This is a genomic window from Pseudoxanthomonas sp. PXM03, assembly GCF_014852005.1.
Lineage (GTDB): Bacteria > Pseudomonadota > Gammaproteobacteria > Xanthomonadales > Xanthomonadaceae > Pseudoxanthomonas_A.
This window is the reverse complement of the sequence record NZ_JACVAU010000001.1, coordinates 1,591,324-1,610,728: the sequence shown is the minus strand read 5'-3', so window position 1 is coordinate 1,610,728 and position 19,405 is coordinate 1,591,324. Positions and strand designations below refer to the sequence as shown.

18 protein-coding genes are annotated in these 19,405 nt (G+C 66.0%); 10 read left to right on the top strand and 8 right to left on the bottom strand.

Annotated elements, in window-relative coordinates; translation table 11 throughout:
• The first annotated feature begins 43 nt into the window (after positions 1 to 43).
• Positions 44 to 1,123 carry a DUF262 domain-containing protein gene (locus tag IB223_RS07545; RefSeq protein WP_192200974.1) on the top strand — a complete coding sequence of 360 codons (1,080 nt, stop codon included), beginning with the start codon at positions 44 to 46 and terminating at the stop codon, positions 1,121 to 1,123.
• Between the two features lie 949 nt (positions 1,124 to 2,072).
• On the top strand, positions 2,073 to 2,948 hold the full coding sequence (locus IB223_RS07540) for a type II toxin-antitoxin system RelE/ParE family toxin (RefSeq protein WP_192200973.1): 876 nt from the start codon (positions 2,073 to 2,075) through the stop codon (positions 2,946 to 2,948).
• A 394-nt stretch (positions 2,949 to 3,342) separates the two neighbouring features.
• Here the strand turns inward: IB223_RS07540 and IB223_RS07535 are convergent, their stop codons facing one another.
• The 6 genes from IB223_RS07535 to IB223_RS07510 form a co-directional block, all read right to left on the bottom strand.
• Positions 3,343 to 3,702, bottom strand: coding sequence for a transcriptional regulator (locus IB223_RS07535; RefSeq protein ID WP_192200972.1), 360 nt, complete (start codon positions 3,700 to 3,702; stop codon positions 3,343 to 3,345).
• Positions 3,699 to 4,001, bottom strand: a complete 303-nt coding sequence (locus tag IB223_RS07530; protein ID WP_192200971.1) for a type II toxin-antitoxin system HigB family toxin — start codon at positions 3,999 to 4,001, stop codon at positions 3,699 to 3,701. Before IB223_RS07530 ends, IB223_RS07535 begins: the two co-directional genes overlap by 4 nt.
• A 427-nt stretch (positions 4,002 to 4,428) precedes the next feature.
• Entirely contained in the window at positions 4,429 to 5,022 is a 594-nt protein-coding gene (locus IB223_RS07525) for a hypothetical protein (protein WP_192200970.1), read from the bottom strand.
• Between the two features lie 118 nt (positions 5,023 to 5,140).
• Positions 5,141 to 8,785 carry a methylmalonyl-CoA mutase family protein gene (locus tag IB223_RS07520; protein ID WP_192200969.1) on the bottom strand — a complete coding sequence of 1,215 codons (3,645 nt, stop codon included), beginning with the start codon at positions 8,783 to 8,785 and terminating at the stop codon, positions 5,141 to 5,143.
• A gap of 121 nt (positions 8,786 to 8,906) precedes the next feature.
• Complete coding sequence (locus IB223_RS07515; RefSeq protein WP_192200968.1) at positions 8,907 to 9,836, bottom strand: alpha/beta fold hydrolase; 930 nt, start codon at positions 9,834 to 9,836, stop codon at positions 8,907 to 8,909.
• Between the two features lie 19 nt (positions 9,837 to 9,855).
• On the bottom strand, positions 9,856 to 10,479 hold the full coding sequence (locus IB223_RS07510; RefSeq protein ID WP_192200967.1) for a TetR/AcrR family transcriptional regulator: 624 nt from the start codon (positions 10,477 to 10,479) through the stop codon (positions 9,856 to 9,858).
• Between the two features lie 219 nt (positions 10,480 to 10,698).
• On the opposite strand from IB223_RS07510, the gene IB223_RS07505 reads away from it, so the two are divergent.
• A complete protein-coding gene (locus IB223_RS07505; protein WP_192200966.1) occupies positions 10,699 to 11,799 on the top strand; it encodes a Glu/Leu/Phe/Val dehydrogenase in 1,101 nt (366 codons plus the stop codon).
• A 50-nt stretch (positions 11,800 to 11,849) separates the two neighbouring features.
• Positions 11,850 to 13,022 (top strand): isovaleryl-CoA dehydrogenase, encoded by a 1,173-nt coding sequence (locus tag IB223_RS07500; RefSeq protein ID WP_192200965.1) that lies wholly within the window; start codon positions 11,850 to 11,852, stop codon positions 13,020 to 13,022.
• A 78-nt stretch (positions 13,023 to 13,100) separates the two neighbouring features.
• Here IB223_RS07500 and IB223_RS07495 read toward each other — a convergent pair whose 3' ends face one another.
• Complete coding sequence (locus tag IB223_RS07495) at positions 13,101 to 13,889, bottom strand: DUF2189 domain-containing protein (RefSeq protein ID WP_192200964.1); 789 nt, start codon at positions 13,887 to 13,889, stop codon at positions 13,101 to 13,103.
• A 130-nt stretch (positions 13,890 to 14,019) separates the two neighbouring features.
• Here IB223_RS07495 and IB223_RS07490 point away from each other — a divergent pair, with 130 nt between their 5' ends.
• From IB223_RS07490 to IB223_RS07465, 6 genes are all read left to right on the top strand, one after another.
• Entirely contained in the window at positions 14,020 to 15,195 is a 1,176-nt protein-coding gene (locus IB223_RS07490; protein WP_192200963.1) for a thiolase family protein, read from the top strand.
• A gap of 170 nt (positions 15,196 to 15,365) precedes the next feature.
• Positions 15,366 to 15,710, top strand: coding sequence for a hypothetical protein (locus tag IB223_RS07485; protein WP_142125237.1), 345 nt, complete (start codon positions 15,366 to 15,368; stop codon positions 15,708 to 15,710).
• 164 nt (positions 15,711 to 15,874) lie between these two features.
• A complete protein-coding gene (locus IB223_RS07480; RefSeq protein ID WP_142125236.1) occupies positions 15,875 to 16,252 on the top strand; it encodes a hypothetical protein in 378 nt (125 codons plus the stop codon).
• Between the two features lie 195 nt (positions 16,253 to 16,447).
• Positions 16,448 to 18,055, top strand: a complete 1,608-nt coding sequence (locus IB223_RS07475; protein WP_192200962.1) for a carboxyl transferase domain-containing protein — start codon at positions 16,448 to 16,450, stop codon at positions 18,053 to 18,055.
• 184 nt (positions 18,056 to 18,239) lie between these two features.
• Positions 18,240 to 18,782 carry a polymer-forming cytoskeletal protein gene (locus tag IB223_RS07470; protein ID WP_192200961.1) on the top strand — a complete coding sequence of 181 codons (543 nt, stop codon included), beginning with the start codon at positions 18,240 to 18,242 and terminating at the stop codon, positions 18,780 to 18,782.
• Positions 18,779 to 19,147: a hypothetical protein gene (locus tag IB223_RS07465; RefSeq protein WP_192200960.1), complete on the top strand. Its 369-nt coding sequence runs from the start codon at positions 18,779 to 18,781 to the stop codon at positions 19,145 to 19,147. Before IB223_RS07470 ends, IB223_RS07465 begins: the two co-directional genes overlap by 4 nt.
• Positions 19,148 to 19,156: 9 nt before the next feature.
• Here IB223_RS07465 and IB223_RS07460 read toward each other — a convergent pair whose 3' ends face one another.
• A complete protein-coding gene (locus IB223_RS07460) occupies positions 19,157 to 19,405 on the bottom strand; it encodes a DUF6587 family protein (RefSeq protein WP_192200959.1) in 249 nt (82 codons plus the stop codon).

The following is a 19,405-nucleotide window of genomic DNA, read 5'->3' as shown; positions in this document are numbered from 1 at the left end:
TACGGGTTACCATGAACACAGAGGCCGGGAAGGATGTAACGCGATGAAATCTGTAACCAAGACAGTGTTCAAGGTGGGGGACTTTGTAGCCTGGGCACAGAACGAACAGTTGGACTTGAGCCCGGGTTTTCAGCGACGAGCCGTGTGGCGACCGGGAGCGAAGTCGTATTTGATTGACACGATCATTCGTGGTTTACCTATACCGATCGTTTTTCTTCGCGACAAGCTATCGCTGCACAACTCGCTCGTGTCCGTGAGGGAAGTTGTAGATGGCCAACAGCGGCTACGGACGATCTTGTCTTTCATCGACCCCGCGCTCGTCAGCAATTACACGCCCAGTGACGCTTTCAAGATTTTGAAAGCGCACAATGCCCCGCTCGCCAACAAGCGGTTCGCAGACCTCTCCCTTGAGATAAGACAGGCAATATTGGGATATGAGATCCCGGTTCACATTTTCTCAAGCGACACCGATGATCGCGATGTACTGCAGATCTTTGCGCGGCTAAACGCTACCGGCGTACGACTGAACGACCAGGAATTAAGAAACGCAGAATACTTTGGTGCGTTCAAGACCACCGCATACACCCTCGCGTATGAGAATCTCTATCGGTGGAAGGATTGGGGAATCTTCGGCGACTCTGACATTGCTCGCATGACTGAAGTAGAAGAGGTGTCAGATCTTCTCGTCTCTATGCACATCGGAGTACATGCGAAGAACAAGGCCGTGCTGAATAAGTTCTACGAGGATTACGATGAAACGTACCCTGTGGCTGATGAGGTCAAGCGACGGTTTGAAGTCATCATGTCCGGCATTGAGTCAACACTGGGTCAGACACTGAAATCCACAGAGTTTCATCGGCGCGCGCTTTTCAATGATCTTTTCGTCGCAACCTATCATCTGATGTTTGAAGTTGGTTCTAGCTTGGAGACAAGCAGGAAGCCAAAGAAGCTTCCGAAGGACTTCAAGTCAACGCTGCATGTGCTTTCTGCGGATCTCGCAGAAGAGAACGTCGATGACGATGTACTCAAGAGCCTGCGAGGCGCCACCGCCCACTTCGGCACGCGGCTCGCGCGCATCAACTTCATTCTGGAGCCCTTCGGACATGAGCTCACGGAGGGCTAGCTCAATAGCAGTGGACTATCAACGGCGACTGGGGAGAGCCAATGCGACCAGGCAACGAATAGAAGTCGCATATAGTGGAGGTCATTTACACCTTGCTGACGTTGAAACGGCGTACAGCAGCTTGTTCTTGCAAGCCGTTGTCGGTTACGAAGATGCGATGGAGCAGTTTTGCTTGGGGTTAGTAGTGCGGCCAGGAGGCATAGCTAGCGCAGTGCCTGGGGTTAAGGCGAGGGTGACAGTCAGGAGTTATGCCCATGCCTTGGCGCTCGCGTGCGGTCCGCGTAGCAACTATCCTTCTTGGCTAACGAAAAGCGATCTAGAAGACGTGGGACGACTTCTCCTTAAGGATGGCGCACCCTTTACGCAGAGCGGCCTCAATTGGCACTTCGTTAAGCAAAGCATCGTAATCCGGAATGCCATTGCCCACCCAAGCGACTTCGCATACAAAAAGTTCCAACAGCAAGTCCTAGGATCGACTCCCTTGCCGCCAAGAGAGCGCCAAGTTGCCGGGTTTCTGCGTGGCAGGTTTTCGACATCCAGTGGCCAAACCAGATGGGAGACCTACATGGCAGGGTTGGCAGCTTTCGTATCTCAGGTTGTGGCCTAACTAAGTTTCGAGTGCAACTCCAGTTAGTGGTTGACGAGTCAGACTTCAAACTCATATTTTCCGGCACGAGCAATAGAAGTCTCCGGCGAAAGCCGGGGGCTTTTTTGCCCCGAACCCGGTCCCTTTATGCGAAGGCCAGTCGCGGCGCGCCTTGAAGCACTCCCGGCTGCGTCGCCAACAACGATCAACGTGTACTTCTTTGCAGATGGGCAAGAAGCCGAGCGCCTATGGCAGGCATGCTCCGGGACGTTGCAAGGGCTACATGCCGCATACTCTGCATGTAGCCCCACGCTCCACGACACTCACCATGAAGTCCCCCTCCCCCGACGCCCTCCCCCCCACATGAGCGACGCGCCAAGCCGCACGCTCGCGGCGTCGCTGAGTCCACTGGACAGGGAAGACCTCCACATCAAACGGCACGAGCGCAGCATCGCTTCGCTGGTGAGCCTGCTGGTGCACGTCCTGTTCCTGGCCGCCCTGTTGTACTCCTCCAGGATCACCCTGTCCCAGCCCGAGAGCAGCAGCTCCGGCGGCGCGCGCGTCAAAGTCGACTTCCTGGGCGACCCCACCGACGCCACCCCCAACCCGCCCGTGCCCCCGACCGGTACCCAGAACCCCAGCAAACGCCCAAAACCCCTCAAGCCCCTCGTCACCACCCGCGTCACCTCCCCGGTGGACGCCACCCGCGTGACCGAGGCCGAGAACCCCGTCGCCCCCGACGAAGCCCAACCCCAGCCCCCCGCCAGCCAACAGGCCATCGCCCCACCCCAAGACCGCCCCCCGTCCAGCCCACCCGCCTGGCGCCGCTCCGCCCAATGGGGCCAGCCCCCCGGCATGCTCGCCCAGGAAACCGCCCCCGAAAACTACGGCCCCACCCTAGGCACCGGCCAACGCCAGGGCAACCAACAGGGCAACGCCGCCACCCCCAGCATGGAAGTGGACGGCCACCAGATCTACTACGACCTGCGCAACGAACTGAAAGTCGCCGAATGGCAGGCCCAGGGCATGAAGGAAGTCTCCTTCCCCCTGCCCGGCCGCCGCGAACTGATGGTCTGCGCCCTGGAGATCGTCGCCACCCGCGGCTCCGGCGGCTGCCGCCTCATGCAACCCAACGACCCCGACCTGGCCCCCATCGGCGACGCCCGCGACGTGGTCAACGTGATGCGCATCTACCGCCGCGGCGAACTGATCTGGCGTGGGCCGGGCGCGTACCGATAAGCGCGCAAGCCGCCGCTGCTCCCTTCTCCCTGCGCAGCGGGGAGAAGGTGCCCAGCGGGCGGATGAGGGGCAGAGCGCGGTAGCTCCACGGGCGCCGACACGTCCGCCTCTCCGTTCGCCCCTCCCCCGCCTTCGGCACCCACCCCCGCCGGGCGAAGCACGCCCGGCGTTCTGATGACCTGCGCGGCATGCCGCGCAAGCAGGTCATCCTTACCCCCGCTGCGCAGGGAGAGGGAGACTTCGGTAGGTCCGCGCGGGTGGCATGCAGAGCATGACTTTCCCCTCTTCCCGTATGGCAGGAAGATGAGGTCGTCGCCACCTTCCCAAGAAAAAACCCCGCTTCCGCGGGGTTTTTCGTGATTACCAAGCGTCAGCGGCGGCAGCCACTCCGGCATCAGGCACCGATCAGGCTCTCCGCCGGAATGCCGAGATTCCGGTGCAGGTTGCGGATCATCTCGAGGGTGAGCCCGCGCTTGCGACTCAATACTTCATAGACACGGTTGGGCTGCCCGATGGAGGGCACCAGGTCTTTCACGGTCAGGCCACCCTGCTCCATGCGGAAGCGGATCGCCTCGATGGGGTCCGGGGCCTCGATCGGAAAGTGCTTGGCTTCGTACGCTTCGGCCAGCGTGGCCAGAATCTCGAAACGATCCCCCTCTTCCGTGCCTGGAGCCGGCTCGTTGTCGAAATAGGCCGACAGCTCGCGCAATGCAGCCTTGTAGTCTTTCCCGGTGCGGATGGGATGGATGTTCATGGATCCTCCACGGTGGCGGCATCAATCCGGTTGTACTCGGTGTGCGTGCCGATGAACTTGATGTAGATGGCCTGGAAGCGATAAGCGACCGCGACGATGAGCCGGTAGTCGTTGCCCTTGATGTTGAACACCACGCGGTTGTGACCGACAAAGCTGGCACTGGCGTAACGATTGCGGATGTCCTGGGGCGTGCTCCAGACGGCGTGCCTGGCTTCGTCGTACCACGCCTTGAGGGGTTGTTCGGCGTCGGGGTAGCGCTCCCAGAAAATCCTCAAGGTGCCGACGGCGATGACCTTCATGGATTCATGCTAGTCCCAAATTGGGACTAGTGCAAGCCACAGCCCGGGTAAGCGCAGCGCACCCGGGGCATCGGGACGTGTCGGCACCCGTGCTACGCAGTTGTTTCCCTTCTCCCCGTTTACGGGGGTGAGGGTGACCCCCTTGCGCGGCATGCCGCGCGGGTCATCCGAACACCGGGCGTGCTTCGCCCGGCGGGGGTGGGTGCCCGGAGAGCCTGCCCCGTACTTGATACGGGGGCGGATGAGGGGCCGGGCGCGGTAGCGAACCGGGCACCGACACGTCCGCCTCTCCGCTCGCCCCTCACCCGCCTTCGGCACCCTCTCCCCGCTGCGCAGGGAGAGGGGCTCTTCAAAGCATCCGTGCAGGGAGGGATCCGATGCCGGGTTTATCAACCCGGCCTAAGAAGCTGCATCGTTCGGCTGCGGATCAGTTGAGCCGCGCACCCGGCTCCGGCGCCACCACTGTCGCGCGGCCGGGATCCATCGCATCGATGGTGGCAAGCCGCTGCTTGAGCTCGTCTTCCGACAGCGCACCCTCACGGTGCAGCCACTTGAAACGACCGCGATGCTGTTCCGGCGATTCGCTCTCGGGCATGAAATCGAACTCGCGGCGCAGGTAGCCGGCGCGACGCGAGGCGATCTCGTCGAGGATCCGCTGGCCGTCTGCATCGTCGATGACCAGCAGGTTGCCGGACTCGGTGGGGATGATCGTGTAGCGCGTCGAGAAGAAGTGATAGGCGCCGTAGCAGGCCAGGCCCACCCACAGCCAGACGGAAATCTTCAGGCCCTGGTCGCCGGTCAGGCTGATGCCCGTGAACACCGCGCCGAGCAGGATCCACAGCAGGCCGACGTTGCGCAGCCACTGGTTGCGCTCGACCAGCGTCTGCCGGTCGCGGCTGATGCCCGCATACCCTACCGAGAACGAACGGCTGCCCGAGCTGTCCTGCAGCTGATAGTCCAGCTCGTCGTCGCCAAAGACGTAACGCACCCGGTTGGAGTGCTTCTTCTGTGCAATTTCCATGGCCTCGCCCCTGTCAATGTCCCCGTGGGCCGGACTATAAGCGACGGGAAGTGACACGTCAGCCCCGTGCCGCGCCCAAAGAAAAACCCCGCTGATGCGGGGTTTTTCGTGGACCGGACTACATGTTCCGCCGGTACTCGCCACCCACGTCGTACAGCGCGTGACTGATCTGCCCCAGGCTGTGCGTCTTCACCGCTTCGACCAGCGCCTCGAACACATTGCGGCGCTCGCGCGCGGTGCGCTGCAGGTAGGCCAGGCCGTGGCCATCGTGCACGTCCGGCGCGGCGTGTTCTTCCATCGCTGCGGCGTGGCTGTGGTCGGTCTCGCCTTCCGGCGCCAGCGCGTTGCGCGAGGTCTGCCAGGCGCGCACGTTGGCGATCTGCTGGCCCTTCTCTTCTTCCGTCGAACGGATCAGCTCGATCTCGGTGGCGATCTCGCCGCCGTGCTCGCGCGGCAGGAACGTGTTCACGCCCACCAGCGGCAGGCTGCCGTCGTGCTTCTTGTGCTCGTAGTACAGCGACTCTTCCTGGATCTTGCCGCGCTGGTACATGGTGTCCATGGCGCCGAGCACGCCACCGCGCTCGCTGATCGCCTCGAACTCCTTGTAGACCGCCTCTTCCACGATGTCCGTCAGCTCATCGACGACGAAACTGCCCTGCCACGGGTTCTCGTTGAAGTTCAGCCCCAGCTCCTTGTTGATGATCATCTGGATGGCCACCGCACGGCGCACGCTTTCTTCCGTGGGCGTGGTGATCGCCTCGTCATAGGCGTTCGTGTGCAGGCTGTTGCAGTTGTCGAACAGCGCGTACAACGCCTGCAGCGTGGTGCGGATGTCGTTGAACTGGATCTCCTGCGCGTGCAGCGACCGGCCGGAGGTCTGGATGTGGTACTTCATCATCTGGCTGCGTTCATTGGCGCCGTAGCGCTCGCGCATGGCGCGGGCCCAGATGCGGCGGGCGACGCGACCGATGACGGTGTACTCCGGGTCCATGCCGTTGCTAAAGAAGAACGACAGGTTGGGCGCGAAGTCGTCGATCTTCATGCCGCGCGCCAGGTAGTACTCCACGATGGTGAAGCCGTTGGACAGCGTGAAGGCGAGCTGGCTGATCGGGTTCGCCCCGGCCTCGGCGATGTGGTACCCGCTGATGCTCACCGAGTAGAAGTTGCGCACCGCGTTGTCGACGAAGTACTGCTGGATGTCGCCCATCATGCGCAGGGCGAACTCGGTGCTGAAGATGCAGGTGTTCTGCGCCTGGTCTTCCTTGAGGATGTCGGCCTGCACGGTGCCGCGCACCGTGGCCAGCGTCTGGGCCTTGATGCGGGCGTAGGTGGCTTCGTCCACCAGTTGGTTGCCGGTGATGCCCAGCAGACCCAGCCCCAGTCCGTTGTTGGTCGGCGGCAGTTCGCCGTGGTACTGCGGACGCGCGCGACCTTCGAAGAACGCCTCGATCTTCTGCTGCGCCTCGGCCCAGCGCGCGTCGTCGGCCTTCAGGTACTTCTCCACCTGCTGGTCGATGGCGGTGTTCATGAACATCGCCAGGATGATCGGCGCCGGGCCATTGATGGTCATCGACACCGACGTGGTGGGCGCGCACAGGTCGAAGCCGGAGTACAGCTTCTTCATGTCGTCCAGCGTGGGGATGTTGACGCCGGAGTTGCCGATCTTGCCGTAGATGTCCGGGCGCGGCGCCGGATCTTCGCCGTACAGCGTGACGCTGTCGAAGGCGGTGGACAGGCGCGCGGCCGGCTGACCGACGCTGAGGTAGTGGAAGCGGCGGTTGGTGCGCTCCGGCGTGCCCTCACCGGCGAACATGCGGATGGGATCCTCGCCGGTGCGGCGATACGGGTACACGCCGCCGGTGTAGGGATAGCTGCCGGGCAGGTTTTCCTTCTGCAGGAACGTCAGCAGCTCACCCCAGCTGTGGTACTTCGGCGGCGCGATCTTCGGGATCTGCTGGTGGCTGAGCGAGGTGGTGTAGTTGTCGATGCGGATGGTCTTGCCGCGCACTTCGTATTCGTTGACCGGATCGGTGACGGCCTTGAGCCGCGTCGGCCACTCGCGCAGCAGCTTGAGGGCTTCGGACGACAGGGATTGCACGGCGTCGTTGTAGCGCTGGCGGAGCGTCAGCAGCGAGCGGTCGGCGTTTACTGCTCCTTCCCCCGCATGCGGGGGAAGGCTGGGATGGGGGCCTGCGTCACCGCGCTCGCCCCCATCCGCCCTTCGGGCACCTTCCCCCGCAAGCGGAGGAAGGAGGCTGTCCGCCGAGTACAACTCCAACGCCTTCGGCAACGCCGGATCCTCCAGGCCCTTCAGCGCATTCCAGTAATGCTGGGCGCGGCTGGCGGTTTCGGCTTCGGTCTCGATGCGGCGGTTGATGCCGCGGCCCTGTTCGGCGATCTCCGCCAGGTAGCGCACGCGCGCGCCGGGGATCAGCACGGTGGCGCGCGGTTCCTTCAGCGTGGTGTCGAGGTCGGGCGTCCACTTCTCCGCCGGCAGCTGCAGCTTGTCGCGCAGCAGGCGGCACAGGTTGGCGAACATCCAGCTGACGCCGGGGTCGTTGAACTGGCTGGCGATGGTGGGGTACACCGGCACGTCGGCGTCCGGCATCTGGAACGCCACGCGGTTGCGCTTCCACTGCTTGCGCACGTCGCGCAGGGCGTCTTCGGCGCCGCGCTTGTCGTACTTGTTGAGCACGATCAGCTCGGCGAAGTCGATCATGTCGATCTTCTCCAGCTGGCTGGCCGCGCCGTAGTCGCTGGTCATCACGTACATGGGGAAGTCGACCAGGTCGACGATCTCCGAATCGCTCTGGCCGATGCCGGCCGTCTCGACGATCACCAGGTCGAAGCCGAGCGATTTCAGGAACGCGATGCAATCCTTCAGCACGGCGTTGGTGGCTACGTGCTGGCGGCGCGTGGCCATGGAGCGCATGTAGATGCGTTCGCTGCGCAGCGCGTTCATGCGGATGCGGTCGCCGAGCAGCGCGCCACCGGTGCGGCGGCGGGTGGGATCGACCGAGATCACCGCGATGTGCATCTGCGGGAAGCAGGACAGGAAGCGGTTCATCAGTTCGTCGGTGACCGACGACTTGCCGGCGCCGCCGGTGCCGGTGATGCCGATGACCGGCGTGGCGCGGGCGGGGAATGGCGCATGCGGACCCTTGGCCCATTGCGCGCGCAACTTCTCCAGTTCGGATTCGGACAGCACGCCGTCCTCGATGGTGCTGAGCATGCGGCCGATGCCGGCTTCGTCGGTGAGCGCGGGCGCGACCGCGGCGTTCCATTCGCGCTGGCCGTTGACCGGGTGGCGCGCGTCCTCGGCGCGCTTGACCACGTCCTGGATCATCTCCACCAGGCCCATCTTCATGCCGTCGTTGGGGTGGTAGATGCGCTCCACGCCGTAGGCCTGCAGCTCGGCGATCTCCTCCGGCGTGATGGTGCCGCCGCCGCCGCCGAACACGCGCACGTGGCCGGCACCGCGTTCCTTCAGCATGTCGACCATGTACTTGAAGTACTCGACGTGGCCGCCCTGGTAGCTGGACAGCGCGATGCCGTCGGCGTCTTCCTGCAAGGCCGCGCGCACCACGTCTTCCACGCTGCGGTTGTGGCCCAGGTGGACCACTTCCGCGCCCTCGCCCTGGATCAGCCGCCGCATGATGTTGATGGCCGCGTCGTGGCCGTCGAACAGGCTGGCGGCGGTGACGAAGCGCAGCGGCGTGGTATCGGCCTGGGCTGCGGGAAACTGGCTGGCGGGTGTGCTCACGCGTGCTCACTTACAGGTGCGGACAGACGCCGGATTGTAGCCGTTCGCGTGTCACGACCTCACCAATTGCACACCAGTGGACACCGCACGCACACCCTACGGTGGCGTGCGGTGGCGCGTGTCAGCACAGCCCGAACGGCAGCTCGCGCGTGGAGACGACGCGCTGGCCGACGGATTCGCCACGCAGGAAGCGCAATGCGGCGTCGAGTGTCTCCGGCGCGATGGTCACGCGGTGGTGGCCCAGCCCGGTGGTGCTGAGCAACGTGGCCTGCGGCCAGTAGCGCGCATAGCGTTCGCCTTCGCACCACGGCACGTCGGTGTCTTCCAGGTCGTGCACGATCAGGCCCGGACGCGCGATGCGCGGGGCGGTGGCGTGGGCATGCAGTTCGCGCACGTCGTGGGCGGTCAGTTCCTGGTACTCGTCGAACAGGCGCCGGCTGAGGAACTGCGCCAATCCCACCATGCCGCCGAAGCGGCGCGCGGCATCGAAGGGATCGGCGGCGGGCGCCAGCAGGATCACGCGTTCGGCCTGCATGCCGCGCGCCATCGCGATCGCCGCTGCCGCGCCGCCGAGCGAATGCCCCACGACCGCCGCCAGTGGCCCGGTGTGTCCGGCCACCCGCGCCGCCGCCTCGGCGAACATCGGCAGGGTCGCGCGCCGGCCACTGCTGCGGCCATGCGCCGGCTGGTCGAACGCGACCACCGCGTAGCCGGCGCGGCGCAGCGGCTCCACCCACGGCAGGAAGCGCAGGCCGAAGCTGGACCAGCCGTGCACCAGCAACACGGTGGGTTCGCGCTGCGGGTCACCCCAGGTGTACGTGGCCAGCCGTTCGCGGCCGAAGGCCAGTTCGCCGATACGTGCACCGCCGGTCTCGCTCTGGCGGGCACGGGTGCGTGCACCGGGCATCGGCGTGCAGAACAGCTGGAAGGCCCGGGCCAGCGTGCTGCGCGGGGCCAGCCAGCTGCCTACCGCGAAGCGGGCGCTCAGCAGCGACAGCGCCCATGATTTGCGAACGGTCGTGCTATTTCGTGGAGCAGAGACAGCAGCCATGACGGCACCTCGGCAGGAATCAGGCGGTGGGGGAAGACGGCGCGGGGGCGCCGTAGGACGCAAGCAGGCGGTCCAGGGAACGACGGGCGAGCAACGGGGCTTGTTCGGCGTCGTAGAGCCGGGCGTCATGCAGGCCCTGCGCGACAGCGAACAGTTCGAATGCCAGCAGGACCGGATCGGTCTTCGGCGACAGTTCGCCGGTCTCGATGCACATGCCGATCGCCTTGACCAGTTGCTGGCGCAGCTGCAGCAGCCAGTCGACGATGCGGTCGCGCAGCAGGCCCGGGCGGGCGTCGTACTCATGGGCGGCGGCCAGGATCACGCAGCCGTCGGGGTTGTCGCAGACCCAGCGGAACCAGTTCTCCATGATCGCGCGCAGGCGCGGCAGGCCGCGCGGCAGGCCCACCGCCGGCACGATCACGGCACGCGCGTAGCGCTCGGCAGTCCACTCCAGCACGGTCAGCTGCAGGTCCTCGCGCGACCCGAAATGCGCGAACACGCCGCTCTTCGACATGCCCGCGGCGGTGGCCAGTTCGCCGATGGACAGGCCTTCCAGGCCGTTCCGGGCCGCGATGTCGTAGGCCCGCGCGACGATCATCTCGCGGGTGGCATTGCCTTTGTGGGTGGCGGCCTGGGGTGTCATGGCAACAGGAATAGCACGGTCGTTCGATTCTCACAATAGGCCGACGCCCCCCTCCGCCGCCGCTCCCTGTCATATCGCCCGCGGCCGATTGGATTAAACTGGCCGCCAGCGACGACCACGGCCGTGTTCCGGAAACGTCGCTTTTTTTTTTCTGACAACCCGTTAGCCACGCTGAAGGCAAGCCCGCGCCGGTCCCCACCCGCGCACCGGAGCCCACCCATGATCTTCGAAACCCTTGATACCTCCGGCCACGAACAGGTCGTCTTCTGCCACAACCCGGATGCCGGGCTGAAGGCCATCATCGCCATCCACAGCACCGTGCTGGGTCCGGCGCTGGGCGGTGTGCGCATGCGGCCCTACGCCGACAGTGCGCTGGCGCTCAACGACGCGCTGCGCCTGAGCCGCACGATGACCTACAAGAACGCACTGGCCGGCCTCAATGTGGGCGGCGGCAAGGCGGTACTCATCGGCGACAGCAGCAAGGACAAGACCGAAGTCCTGTTCCGCAGCTTCGGGCGTTATGTCGATTCGCTGGGGGGCCGCTACATCACCGCCGAGGACGTGGGCACCGACGTCAACGACATGGAAAACGTCTACCGCGAGACCGAATACGTGGTGGGCGTGCACCAGGTGCACGGCGGCTCCGGCGATCCGGCCCCGTTCACCGCCTACGGTGCGCTACAGGGCCTGATGGCCACGCTGAACCGCAAGTTCGGCAACGAGGAGATCGGCAAGTACAGCTTCGCCGTGCAGGGCCTGGGCCACATCGGCATGGAGTACGTGAAGCTGCTGAAGGAACGCGGCGCCAAGCTGTTCGTTACCGACCTCAATCCGGCGCTGGTCGAACACGCGGTCGAAGAGTACGGCGCGGAAGCGGTGAAGCCGGACGAGATCTACGACCTACCGGTGGACGTGTTCAGCCCGTGCGCGCTGGAGTACGCCATCAACGAACAGACCCTGCCCCGCCTGAAGGCGAAGGTGATCTGCGGCACGGCGAACAACCAGATGTCGCACGTGACCGGCGTGGAAGCGGCCAAGCGCGGCATCCTGTACGCGCCCGATTACGCGGTGAACGCGGGCGGCGTGATGAATGTGTCGCTGGAAATCGACGGTTACAACCGCGAGCGCGCGATGCGCATGATGCGGACGATCTACCACACCGTCGGCAAGATCTTCGACCTGTCCGAGAAGGAAGGCATCGCGCCGCAGTATGCGGCCGACCGCATCGCCGAGGCCCGCATGACCGCCATCGGCAAGCTCAAGCTGCCGCTGGGCCGCACCGCGCCACGCTTCATGGGGCACCTGCGCGGCGAGCATTGAGGTAAGTTGCAGATACAACCTGGATGGGCCGCAATAGGAGGGAGGACCGAATGCGACCGGATACCGTCAGCGGATTTCCGCTGGGCGAAGAATTGGACGCGCTGCGCGAGGCCGTGCAGCGGTTCGCGCAGACCGAGATCGCGCCGCGCGCGGCGCAGATCGACCACGACAATGCATTCCCGCAGGACCTGTGGCCCAAGCTGGGCGAACTGGGTCTGCTGGGCATCACCGTGGATCCGGAATTCGGCGGCAGCGGCATGGGCTACCTGGCCCATCTGGTCGCGATGGAGGAAATCTCGCGCGCGTCCGGTTCGGTCGGCCTGAGCTATGGCGCGCACTCCAACCTGTGCGTGTCCAACCTCTACCTCAACGGCAACGCCGCCCAGCGCGCGAAGTACCTGCCGAAGCTGTGCAGCGGCGAGTGGAAGGGCGCGCTGGCGATGAGCGAGCCCGGCGCGGGTTCGGACGTGGTCGGCTCGATGAGTTGCCGTGCCGAACTCCGTGACGGCGTCTGGGTGGCCAACGGCAACAAGATGTGGATCACCAACGGACCGGAAGCCGATGTGTTGCTGGTCTACATGCGCACCGCCGGCAAGGATGCGGGCAGCAAGTGCATGACGGCCTTCATCGTCGAGCGCGGCATGAAGGGCTTCTCCACCGCGCAGAAGCTGGACAAGCTGGGCATGCGCGGAAGCAACACCTGCGAACTGGTGTTCGAGAACTGCGAGATCCCCGCCGAGAACGTGCTGGGCGAGGTGAACCAGGGCGTGCGCGTGTTGATGAGCGGCCTGAACACCGAGCGGCTGGTGCTGAGCGGCGGCCCCATCGGCCTGATGCAGGCGGCGCTCGACATCACCCTGCCCTACGTGCGCGAACGCAAGCAGTTCGACGCCGCCATCGGCACGTTCGGCCTGATGCAGGGCAAGTTGGCCGACATGTACACCGCGCTGCAGTCCAGCCGCGCCTTCGCGTATCAGGTGGCGCGCGGCTTCGATGAAGGCCAGGGGTCGCGCGCCGCCGCGGCCGGCTGCCTGCTGCATGCGTCGGAAGCGGCGGTGCAGGTGACGCTGGAAGCGATCCAGTCGCTGGGTGGCAACGGCTACATCAACGAGTATCCCGCAGGCCGCCTGCTGCGCGATGCCAAGCTCTACGCCATCGGCGCCGGCACCAACGAGATCCGCCGCATGTTGATAGGCCGCGAGTTGTTCGACGGTCGGGGATGATCTGGAGGTCGTCGTAGGGCGGGCCCCGGCCCGCCGTCCCGTACGTGCGTCCATCGCGAAGGCGGGCTCAAGCCCGCCCTACGCCAGGCCTGCCCCCTCCAGGACAGGCCACGAAGACGCATCCAGCGTCTCCCAATAGGCATGCCAGCTGGCATACGCCAGCCACGGCATCAGCAGACCAAGCCCCAGCAGCGCGGTGGCGAAGCCAACCGCCGTCAGCGCCACCAGCAGCAGGCCCCACACCAGCATCACGCGCTTGTTGCGCATCACCGCATGCACGCTGGAAACGGCCGCCGTCACCATGTCGACGTCGCGGTCGGCGATCATCGGCAACGAGAACGCGGTTACCGCGAAGGTCAAGGTGGCGAAGAACGCGCCGATGGCCGAGCCCAGCGCCAGGAATTCCCAGAACGCGCCCGGGTCGCCGCCATCGAACGGGAAGAACGCGCTGACCATCATCCCGGCGCGCGACCACAGCAGGATGATCACGCCCTGCCCCAGCGCGAACACGCCCGCCTGCCCCAGCACCCGCCGCGCGAGCACGAACGAATCGCGCAGGCGCGGCGTGCGGCCCTGTTCCAGCGCGCGGCTCACGCAGTACAGGCCCACGCAGATCAATGGTGCGACGAACACGAATCCGGACAGCAGCGTCGCCAGGAGCGCGAACCGGCCCAGCACGAATGCGAGCCAGGAAATGCCGGCGCTCACCAGCACGATCACCCCGCCGAACAACAACGACAGGGCGGGCGCGCGGCGCATGTCGCGCCAGCCGGCGCGCAGCCAGCGCCATGGCGCCCCATGGTCGAGCACCGCGCACGGCACGATGAAGGCGCGCGCGGCCGGCTCCGTCGTGGGTCCGTCTGACATGTCTTCTCCCCCTCCCGCCTCGAGGATACGCCGGTCCGGACCAGGCCGCTGCCCTGTACCAACGGCCGATTTGCCCGCCGTCGGGCCGGGGCGGGATAATCAGCCTCTCACTCCACGCGGGAAGTCTTCCATGTCCGACATCGTCATCGCCGCCGCCAAGCGCACCGCCATCGGTTCGTTCCTCGGCCAGTTCAATGGCGTTCCCTCGCCCACGCTGGGCGCCGCCGCCATCGCCGCCGCGCTGGAGCAGTCGGGCGTCCCGGGTGCCGACGTGTCCGAAGTGATCATGGGCTGCGTGCTGCCCGCCAACCTGGGCCAGGCACCTGCCCGCCAGGCCGCGCGTGCCGCCGGCATACCGGATGCGGCCGGCGCCACCACCATCAACAAGGTCTGCGGTTCGGGCATGAAGGCGATCATGCTGGGGCATGACCTGATCAAGGCCGGTTCGGCCACGGTGGTCATCGCCGGCGGCATGGAATCCATGAGCAACGCCCCGCACCTGATCCCGAACTCGCGCACCGGCAACCGTTACGGCAATTTCCAGGCGGTGGACCACATGGCATGGGATGGCCTGACCAATCCCTACGACGGCCAGGCCATGGGCGTGTTCGCCGAGGCCACCGTCGCCAAGTTCGGTTTCACCCGCGAGGAGCAGGATGCGTATTCCATCGAGTCGGTGACCCGTGCCCAGGCCGCGCAGGCTTCCGGTGCGTTCAACGACGAGATCGTCCCGGTCAAGGTCGCCACCCGCAAGGGCGAGGTCGAGGTCAACACAGACGAACAGCCGGGCAAGTCCGACATCGCCAAGATCCCCACCCTGAAACCCGCCTTCAAGAAGGACGGCAGCGTCACCGCCGCCAGTTCGTCTAGCATCTCCGACGGCGCCGCCGCCACCGTGCTGCTCAGCGCCGAGGAAGCCGCAAAGCGTGGCATCCAGCCGCTGGCGAAGATCGTCGGCCATGCGACCTACTCGCAGGCACCGGAGTGGTTCACCACCGCGCCCGTCTCGGCCATCGACAAGCTGCTCAAGCAGGTCGGCTGGACGGTGGAGCAGGTGGACCTGTTCGAGGTCAACGAAGCCTTCGCGGTCGTCGCCATGGCGCCGATCAAGGAGCTCGGCATCCCGCACGCCAAGGTCAACGTCAACGGCGGTGCCTGCGCGCTGGGCCATCCGATCGGTGCCTCCGGCGCCCGTCTGGTGGTGACCCTGGTGCACGCCCTGCGCCAGCGCGGCGGCAAGCGCGGCATCGCCACGCTCTGCATCGGCGGCGGCGAGGCCACCGCGATAGCGATCGAACTCGTCTGATATTTTGCGCAGTCGGGGGGGCGAAGCGGCCGGTTTTCGCCCGTCCCATAAGGTTTAACAACGGATTGACAAAGATAACCGGCCAACCGCTTGACAGCCGTAATGGGCTTGTCATCATGTTGCAGGCGCGCAATTGCGCGTTGCCTAACTAACGACGAGGAAATTCAACGATGACCATGAACAAGGCTCTGATCGCGCTGGCTCTGGGTTTCGCCCTGGCTGCGTGCTCGAACCAGGAACAGGCTGCCGACGCCGCTGCTGACGCCGCTGCGACCGCGACCGAAGCCCAGGCTGCCGCTGACGCCGCCGCCGCTGCTGGCGAAGTGACCGCCGACGCCGCCCAGCAGTCGGCCGACGCCGCTGCCACCGCCGCCGACGCTGCTGCCACCGCCGCGACCGACGCTGCTGCCGCCACCACGACGGAAGCCGCTGACGCTGCTGCCGACGCCGCTGGCCAGGCTGCCGACACGGCCGAAGCCGCGACCGACGCTGCCAAGGAAGCCACCAAGCAGTAATCTGCTGGCGGTTGACTGATTTAGCGTTAAACTGAGAGAGCCGCCAGTTCGCTGGCGGCTTTTTCTGTATCCGGGCCTGGCTTCCCGGTTCGCCCCCCACCGGTGGACGAACGGACTCGCCCTCCCGGCGCCACCTTCCACACCTACCGATTTGGGGATCCACAATGAAGATCAAGAGCACCGTCCTGCTGGTCGCCGCCGTCCTGGCCATGAGCGCCTGCACGAAGAGCGAGACCACCGACGCCGCTGCTGCCGACGCCGCCGCTGCTGCCGACCAGGCTGCCGCTGCTGCCGGTGACGCCGCTTCCGCTGCCGGCGACGCCGCTGCTGCCGCTGGCGATGCTGCGACGGCCGCGACCGCCGACGCCGCTGCTGCCGCGACCGCCGCTGCCTCGGACGCCGCTGCCGCCACCGAAGCTGCCGCTTCCGACGCAACCGCCGCCGCCGCTGGCGCCGTGTCCGACGCCGCCCAGGCGACGGCCGACAAGGCTGCTGAAGTCGCCGACAAGGCCGACGCCAAGGCTGAAGAAGCCAAGCAGTAATCGACTCGCCTCATCGCGAATCGGACAAGGCCCGCGCAAGCGGGCCTTGTTGTTTTGTGGCAGGCCATCCATGGCCGCCACCCTTCGGGCCATCGACACGCGATGTCGAAAACCGCTCCCGGTTTTTTTGCAGTGCGGTTTGGCGCGTGCGGGGCTTTGTGGTCTGATGCCGCCTTTCCTGCTTCGTCGTGCCGCATGCCCGCCATCGCTTCGCAACTCGATCCGCGCTCGCCCGATTTCCTCGCCAACAACGCGTATCACCGCGTACTGGTGCAGGAACTCGACCGCCGTCTGGCGCACGCCGCCGAGGGGGGAGGCGAGAAAGCGCGCAACAAGCACACCGAACGCGGCAAGCTGCTGGCACGGGATCGCATCACCGCCCTGCTCGACCCTGGCTCGCCCTTCCTCGAAATCGCGCCACTGGCCGCCGAGGAGATGTACGACGGCGCGGCACCCGCCGCCGGCATGGTCTGCGGCATCGGCCGCGTGATGGGCAACGAGGTGGTGATCGTCGCCAACGATGCCACGGTCAAGGGCGGCACCTACTTCCCGATGACGGTGAAGAAGCACCTGCGCGCGCAGGAGATCGCGCGCGAGAACCGCCTGCCCTGCGTGTACCTGGTGGACTCCGGCGGCGCCTTCCTGCCCCTGCAGGACGAAGTATTCCCCGACCGCGAGCACTTCGGCCGCATCTTCTACAACCAGGCCCGCCTGTCGGCCGAGAACATCCCGCAGGTCGCAGTGGTGATGGGCAGTTGCACTGCGGGCGGCGCCTACGTGCCGGCGATGTGCGACGAATCGGTCATCGTCAAGGAACAGGGCACGATCTTCCTCGGTGGCCCGCCGCTGGTGAAGGCAGCCACCGGCGAGGTGGTCGATGCCGAAGCCCTTGGCGGCGCCGACGTGCACACCAGCGTGTCCGGCGTGGCCGATCATTTCGCCGAGGACGATCGCCACGCGCTGGAGATCGCGCGCGGCATCATCGGGCATCTCAATCGCCGCAAGACCCTGCCCGTCGCGGTGCGCGACACGCGCGAACCACTGTATCCGGCCGAGGAGTTGTACGGCATCGTGCCCAAGGACACCCGCCGCCCGTTCGACATCCGCGAGGTCATCGCTCGCATCACCGACGGCAGCGAACTGGACGAGTTCAAGGCCCGCTATGGCAAGACCCTGGTCACCGGCTTCGCGCACCTGCACGGTTACCCGGTGGGCATCATCGCCAACAACGGCATCCTGTTCGGCGAAAGCGCCCTGAAGGGCGCTCACTTCATCGAGCTGTGCAACCAGCGCGGCATTCCGCTGGTGTTCCTGCAGAACATCACGGGCTTCATGGTCGGCCGCAAATACGAGAACGCCGGCATCGCGAAGGACGGAGCGAAGATGGTCACGGCTGTCGCCTGCTCATCCGTGCCGAAGTTCACCGTGGTCATCGGCGGCAGCTTCGGTGCCGGCAACTACGCCATGTGCGGCCGTGCCTACGGCGCGCGCTTCCTGTGGATGTGGCCGAATGCACGGATCAGCGTGATGGGCGGCGAACAGGCGGCGAGCGTGCTGGCGACGGTGAAGCGCGACGGCATGGAGGCCGCGGGCAAGTCGTGGAGCCCGGACGAAGAGGACGCCTTCAAGGCTCCGATCCGCGAGCAGTACGAATCGCAGGGCAGCCCGTGGTACGCCACTGCGCGCCTCTGGGATGACGGCATCATCGACCCCGCCGATACGCGCCGGGTGCTGGGGCTGGGCATCTCGGCCTCGCTCAACGCGCCGATCGAACCGGCGAAGTTCGGCGTGTTCCGGATGTAGCGCCAGGCGCCTGCCCGCCCCGCGCCCTCTTCATTGTTGTGAGCGCCACGTGCACAAGCCCGACTCCAGGGTGAACCGCGCCCGCGCCGGATGCGCCACGCCGCCAATCGGCTGTGCAGGTCACAGCGCGCGCGCGGACAGGCGGCGATAGTCCGGAGTCCCTGCCACCCGGAGCATCCCCTGCATGTCCATCTGGAAAGACCAAGGCCCCGCGAAGAAAGAGGCCGGCAACCTGCCGCCGGAGCCCACCGCCCTCCCCGTGCGCGACACCGCCGCGGCGGTGGAGTTCTCGCCCGCCGTCACCGCACCGCCGGGCACGCGTCCGGTTGAACGCAGCGCCCCTCAGGAGGCCCTGAAGGAATCGCTGATCGCCGCCGACCTGACCATCGAGGGCAAGATCGAAGGCACCGGCCACATTCGCATCGCAGGCCGCTTCAAGGGCGACGTGAACGTGCAGGGCGACCTCACCATCGAAACCGGCGCCAAGCTTAATGGTGGCGTGCGGGCGAAGAAGGTGACCATCGCGGGCGAGCTGGAAGGCAACATCGAGTCCGCCGCACGCGTCGAACTGCTGGCATCGGGCGTACTGATCGGCGACGTGAAGTCAGGATCGCTCACGGTGGCCGCTGGGTCCCGCATGCGCGGCCAGGCCGACTTCGGCTGGGATGAGCCTGCTAAGGGCGGCAAGGGCAAGGACAACGGCACGGAGCCCGGCGCCGCCGCATGAGCCAACCCCGCCCAGGCAGTGCCGGCGCCACCCGCACCTGCCCGCACTGCAAGGCGACCATCCTGGAGAGCGCGGCCGTCTGCCCGGGCTGTCGCCACCACCTGCGCTTCGAACCCGGCGCAGGTGCCCAGGCCACGCCCGCGCTGACACCGCTGCGGATCGAGGGCACGCTGCAGCCGCCCGCCGAGGGCGCTGCGTGGGAATACAGCGTGGTGCTGTCCATCCGCAACGACCGTGGGGAGGAAGTCACCCGTCAGGTCGTCGGTGTCGGTGCGATGCAGCCGCATGAGCAGCGCAGCTTCGTGCTGTCGGTGGAGCTCAATCCCGCCACCGGCAAGGCGGCGGGACGGCGCACGCGTCACTGACGCGCAGGCTCATCCCTTCTTGTCGGGCCCGCAACTGTTGCAACCGCCACAGGACGCATCCGCGCCTGAGGGTGGCGGCGCGATCCAGCGCCCCAGCCGATACCGCCAGCCCACGCTTCCCTGCCGCAAAAGCGGCAACGCCAGCGCGCCCCGCAGCCTGCGCAGTGGCCCCGGGAACTGCTTCTTCACCACCACCCACGCGCTGACCACCACCGCGACGGCGATGATGGCGTATTGCAGGGCGAGAGATGCATCCAT

Coding starts and splice junctions, on each gene's coding strand:
- IB223_RS07545 (WP_192200974.1), top strand. CDS start 44: ATGAAATCTGTAACCAAGACAGTGTTCAAGGTGGGGGACTTTGTAGCC.
- IB223_RS07540 (WP_192200973.1), top strand. CDS start 2,073: ATGAGCGACGCGCCAAGCCGCACGCTCGCGGCGTCGCTGAGTCCACTG.
- IB223_RS07535 (WP_192200972.1), bottom strand. CDS start 3,702: ATGAACATCCATCCCATCCGCACCGGGAAAGACTACAAGGCTGCATTG.
- IB223_RS07530 (WP_192200971.1), bottom strand. CDS start 4,001: ATGAAGGTCATCGCCGTCGGCACCTTGAGGATTTTCTGGGAGCGCTAC.
- IB223_RS07525 (WP_192200970.1), bottom strand. CDS start 5,022: ATGGAAATTGCACAGAAGAAGCACTCCAACCGGGTGCGTTACGTCTTT.
- IB223_RS07515 (WP_192200968.1), bottom strand. CDS start 9,836: ATGGCTGCTGTCTCTGCTCCACGAAATAGCACGACCGTTCGCAAATCA.
- IB223_RS07510 (WP_192200967.1), bottom strand. CDS start 10,479: ATGACACCCCAGGCCGCCACCCACAAAGGCAATGCCACCCGCGAGATG.
- IB223_RS07505 (WP_192200966.1), top strand. CDS start 10,699: ATGATCTTCGAAACCCTTGATACCTCCGGCCACGAACAGGTCGTCTTC.
- IB223_RS07500 (WP_192200965.1), top strand. CDS start 11,850: ATGCGACCGGATACCGTCAGCGGATTTCCGCTGGGCGAAGAATTGGAC.
- IB223_RS07495 (WP_192200964.1), bottom strand. CDS start 13,889: ATGTCAGACGGACCCACGACGGAGCCGGCCGCGCGCGCCTTCATCGTG.
- IB223_RS07490 (WP_192200963.1), top strand. CDS start 14,020: ATGTCCGACATCGTCATCGCCGCCGCCAAGCGCACCGCCATCGGTTCG.
- IB223_RS07485 (WP_142125237.1), top strand. CDS start 15,366: ATGACCATGAACAAGGCTCTGATCGCGCTGGCTCTGGGTTTCGCCCTG.
- IB223_RS07480 (WP_142125236.1), top strand. CDS start 15,875: ATGAAGATCAAGAGCACCGTCCTGCTGGTCGCCGCCGTCCTGGCCATG.
- IB223_RS07475 (WP_192200962.1), top strand. CDS start 16,448: ATGCCCGCCATCGCTTCGCAACTCGATCCGCGCTCGCCCGATTTCCTC.
- IB223_RS07470 (WP_192200961.1), top strand. CDS start 18,240: ATGTCCATCTGGAAAGACCAAGGCCCCGCGAAGAAAGAGGCCGGCAAC.
- IB223_RS07465 (WP_192200960.1), top strand. CDS start 18,779: ATGAGCCAACCCCGCCCAGGCAGTGCCGGCGCCACCCGCACCTGCCCG.
- IB223_RS07460 (WP_192200959.1), bottom strand. CDS start 19,405: ATGGATGCATCTCTCGCCCTGCAATACGCCATCATCGCCGTCGCGGTG.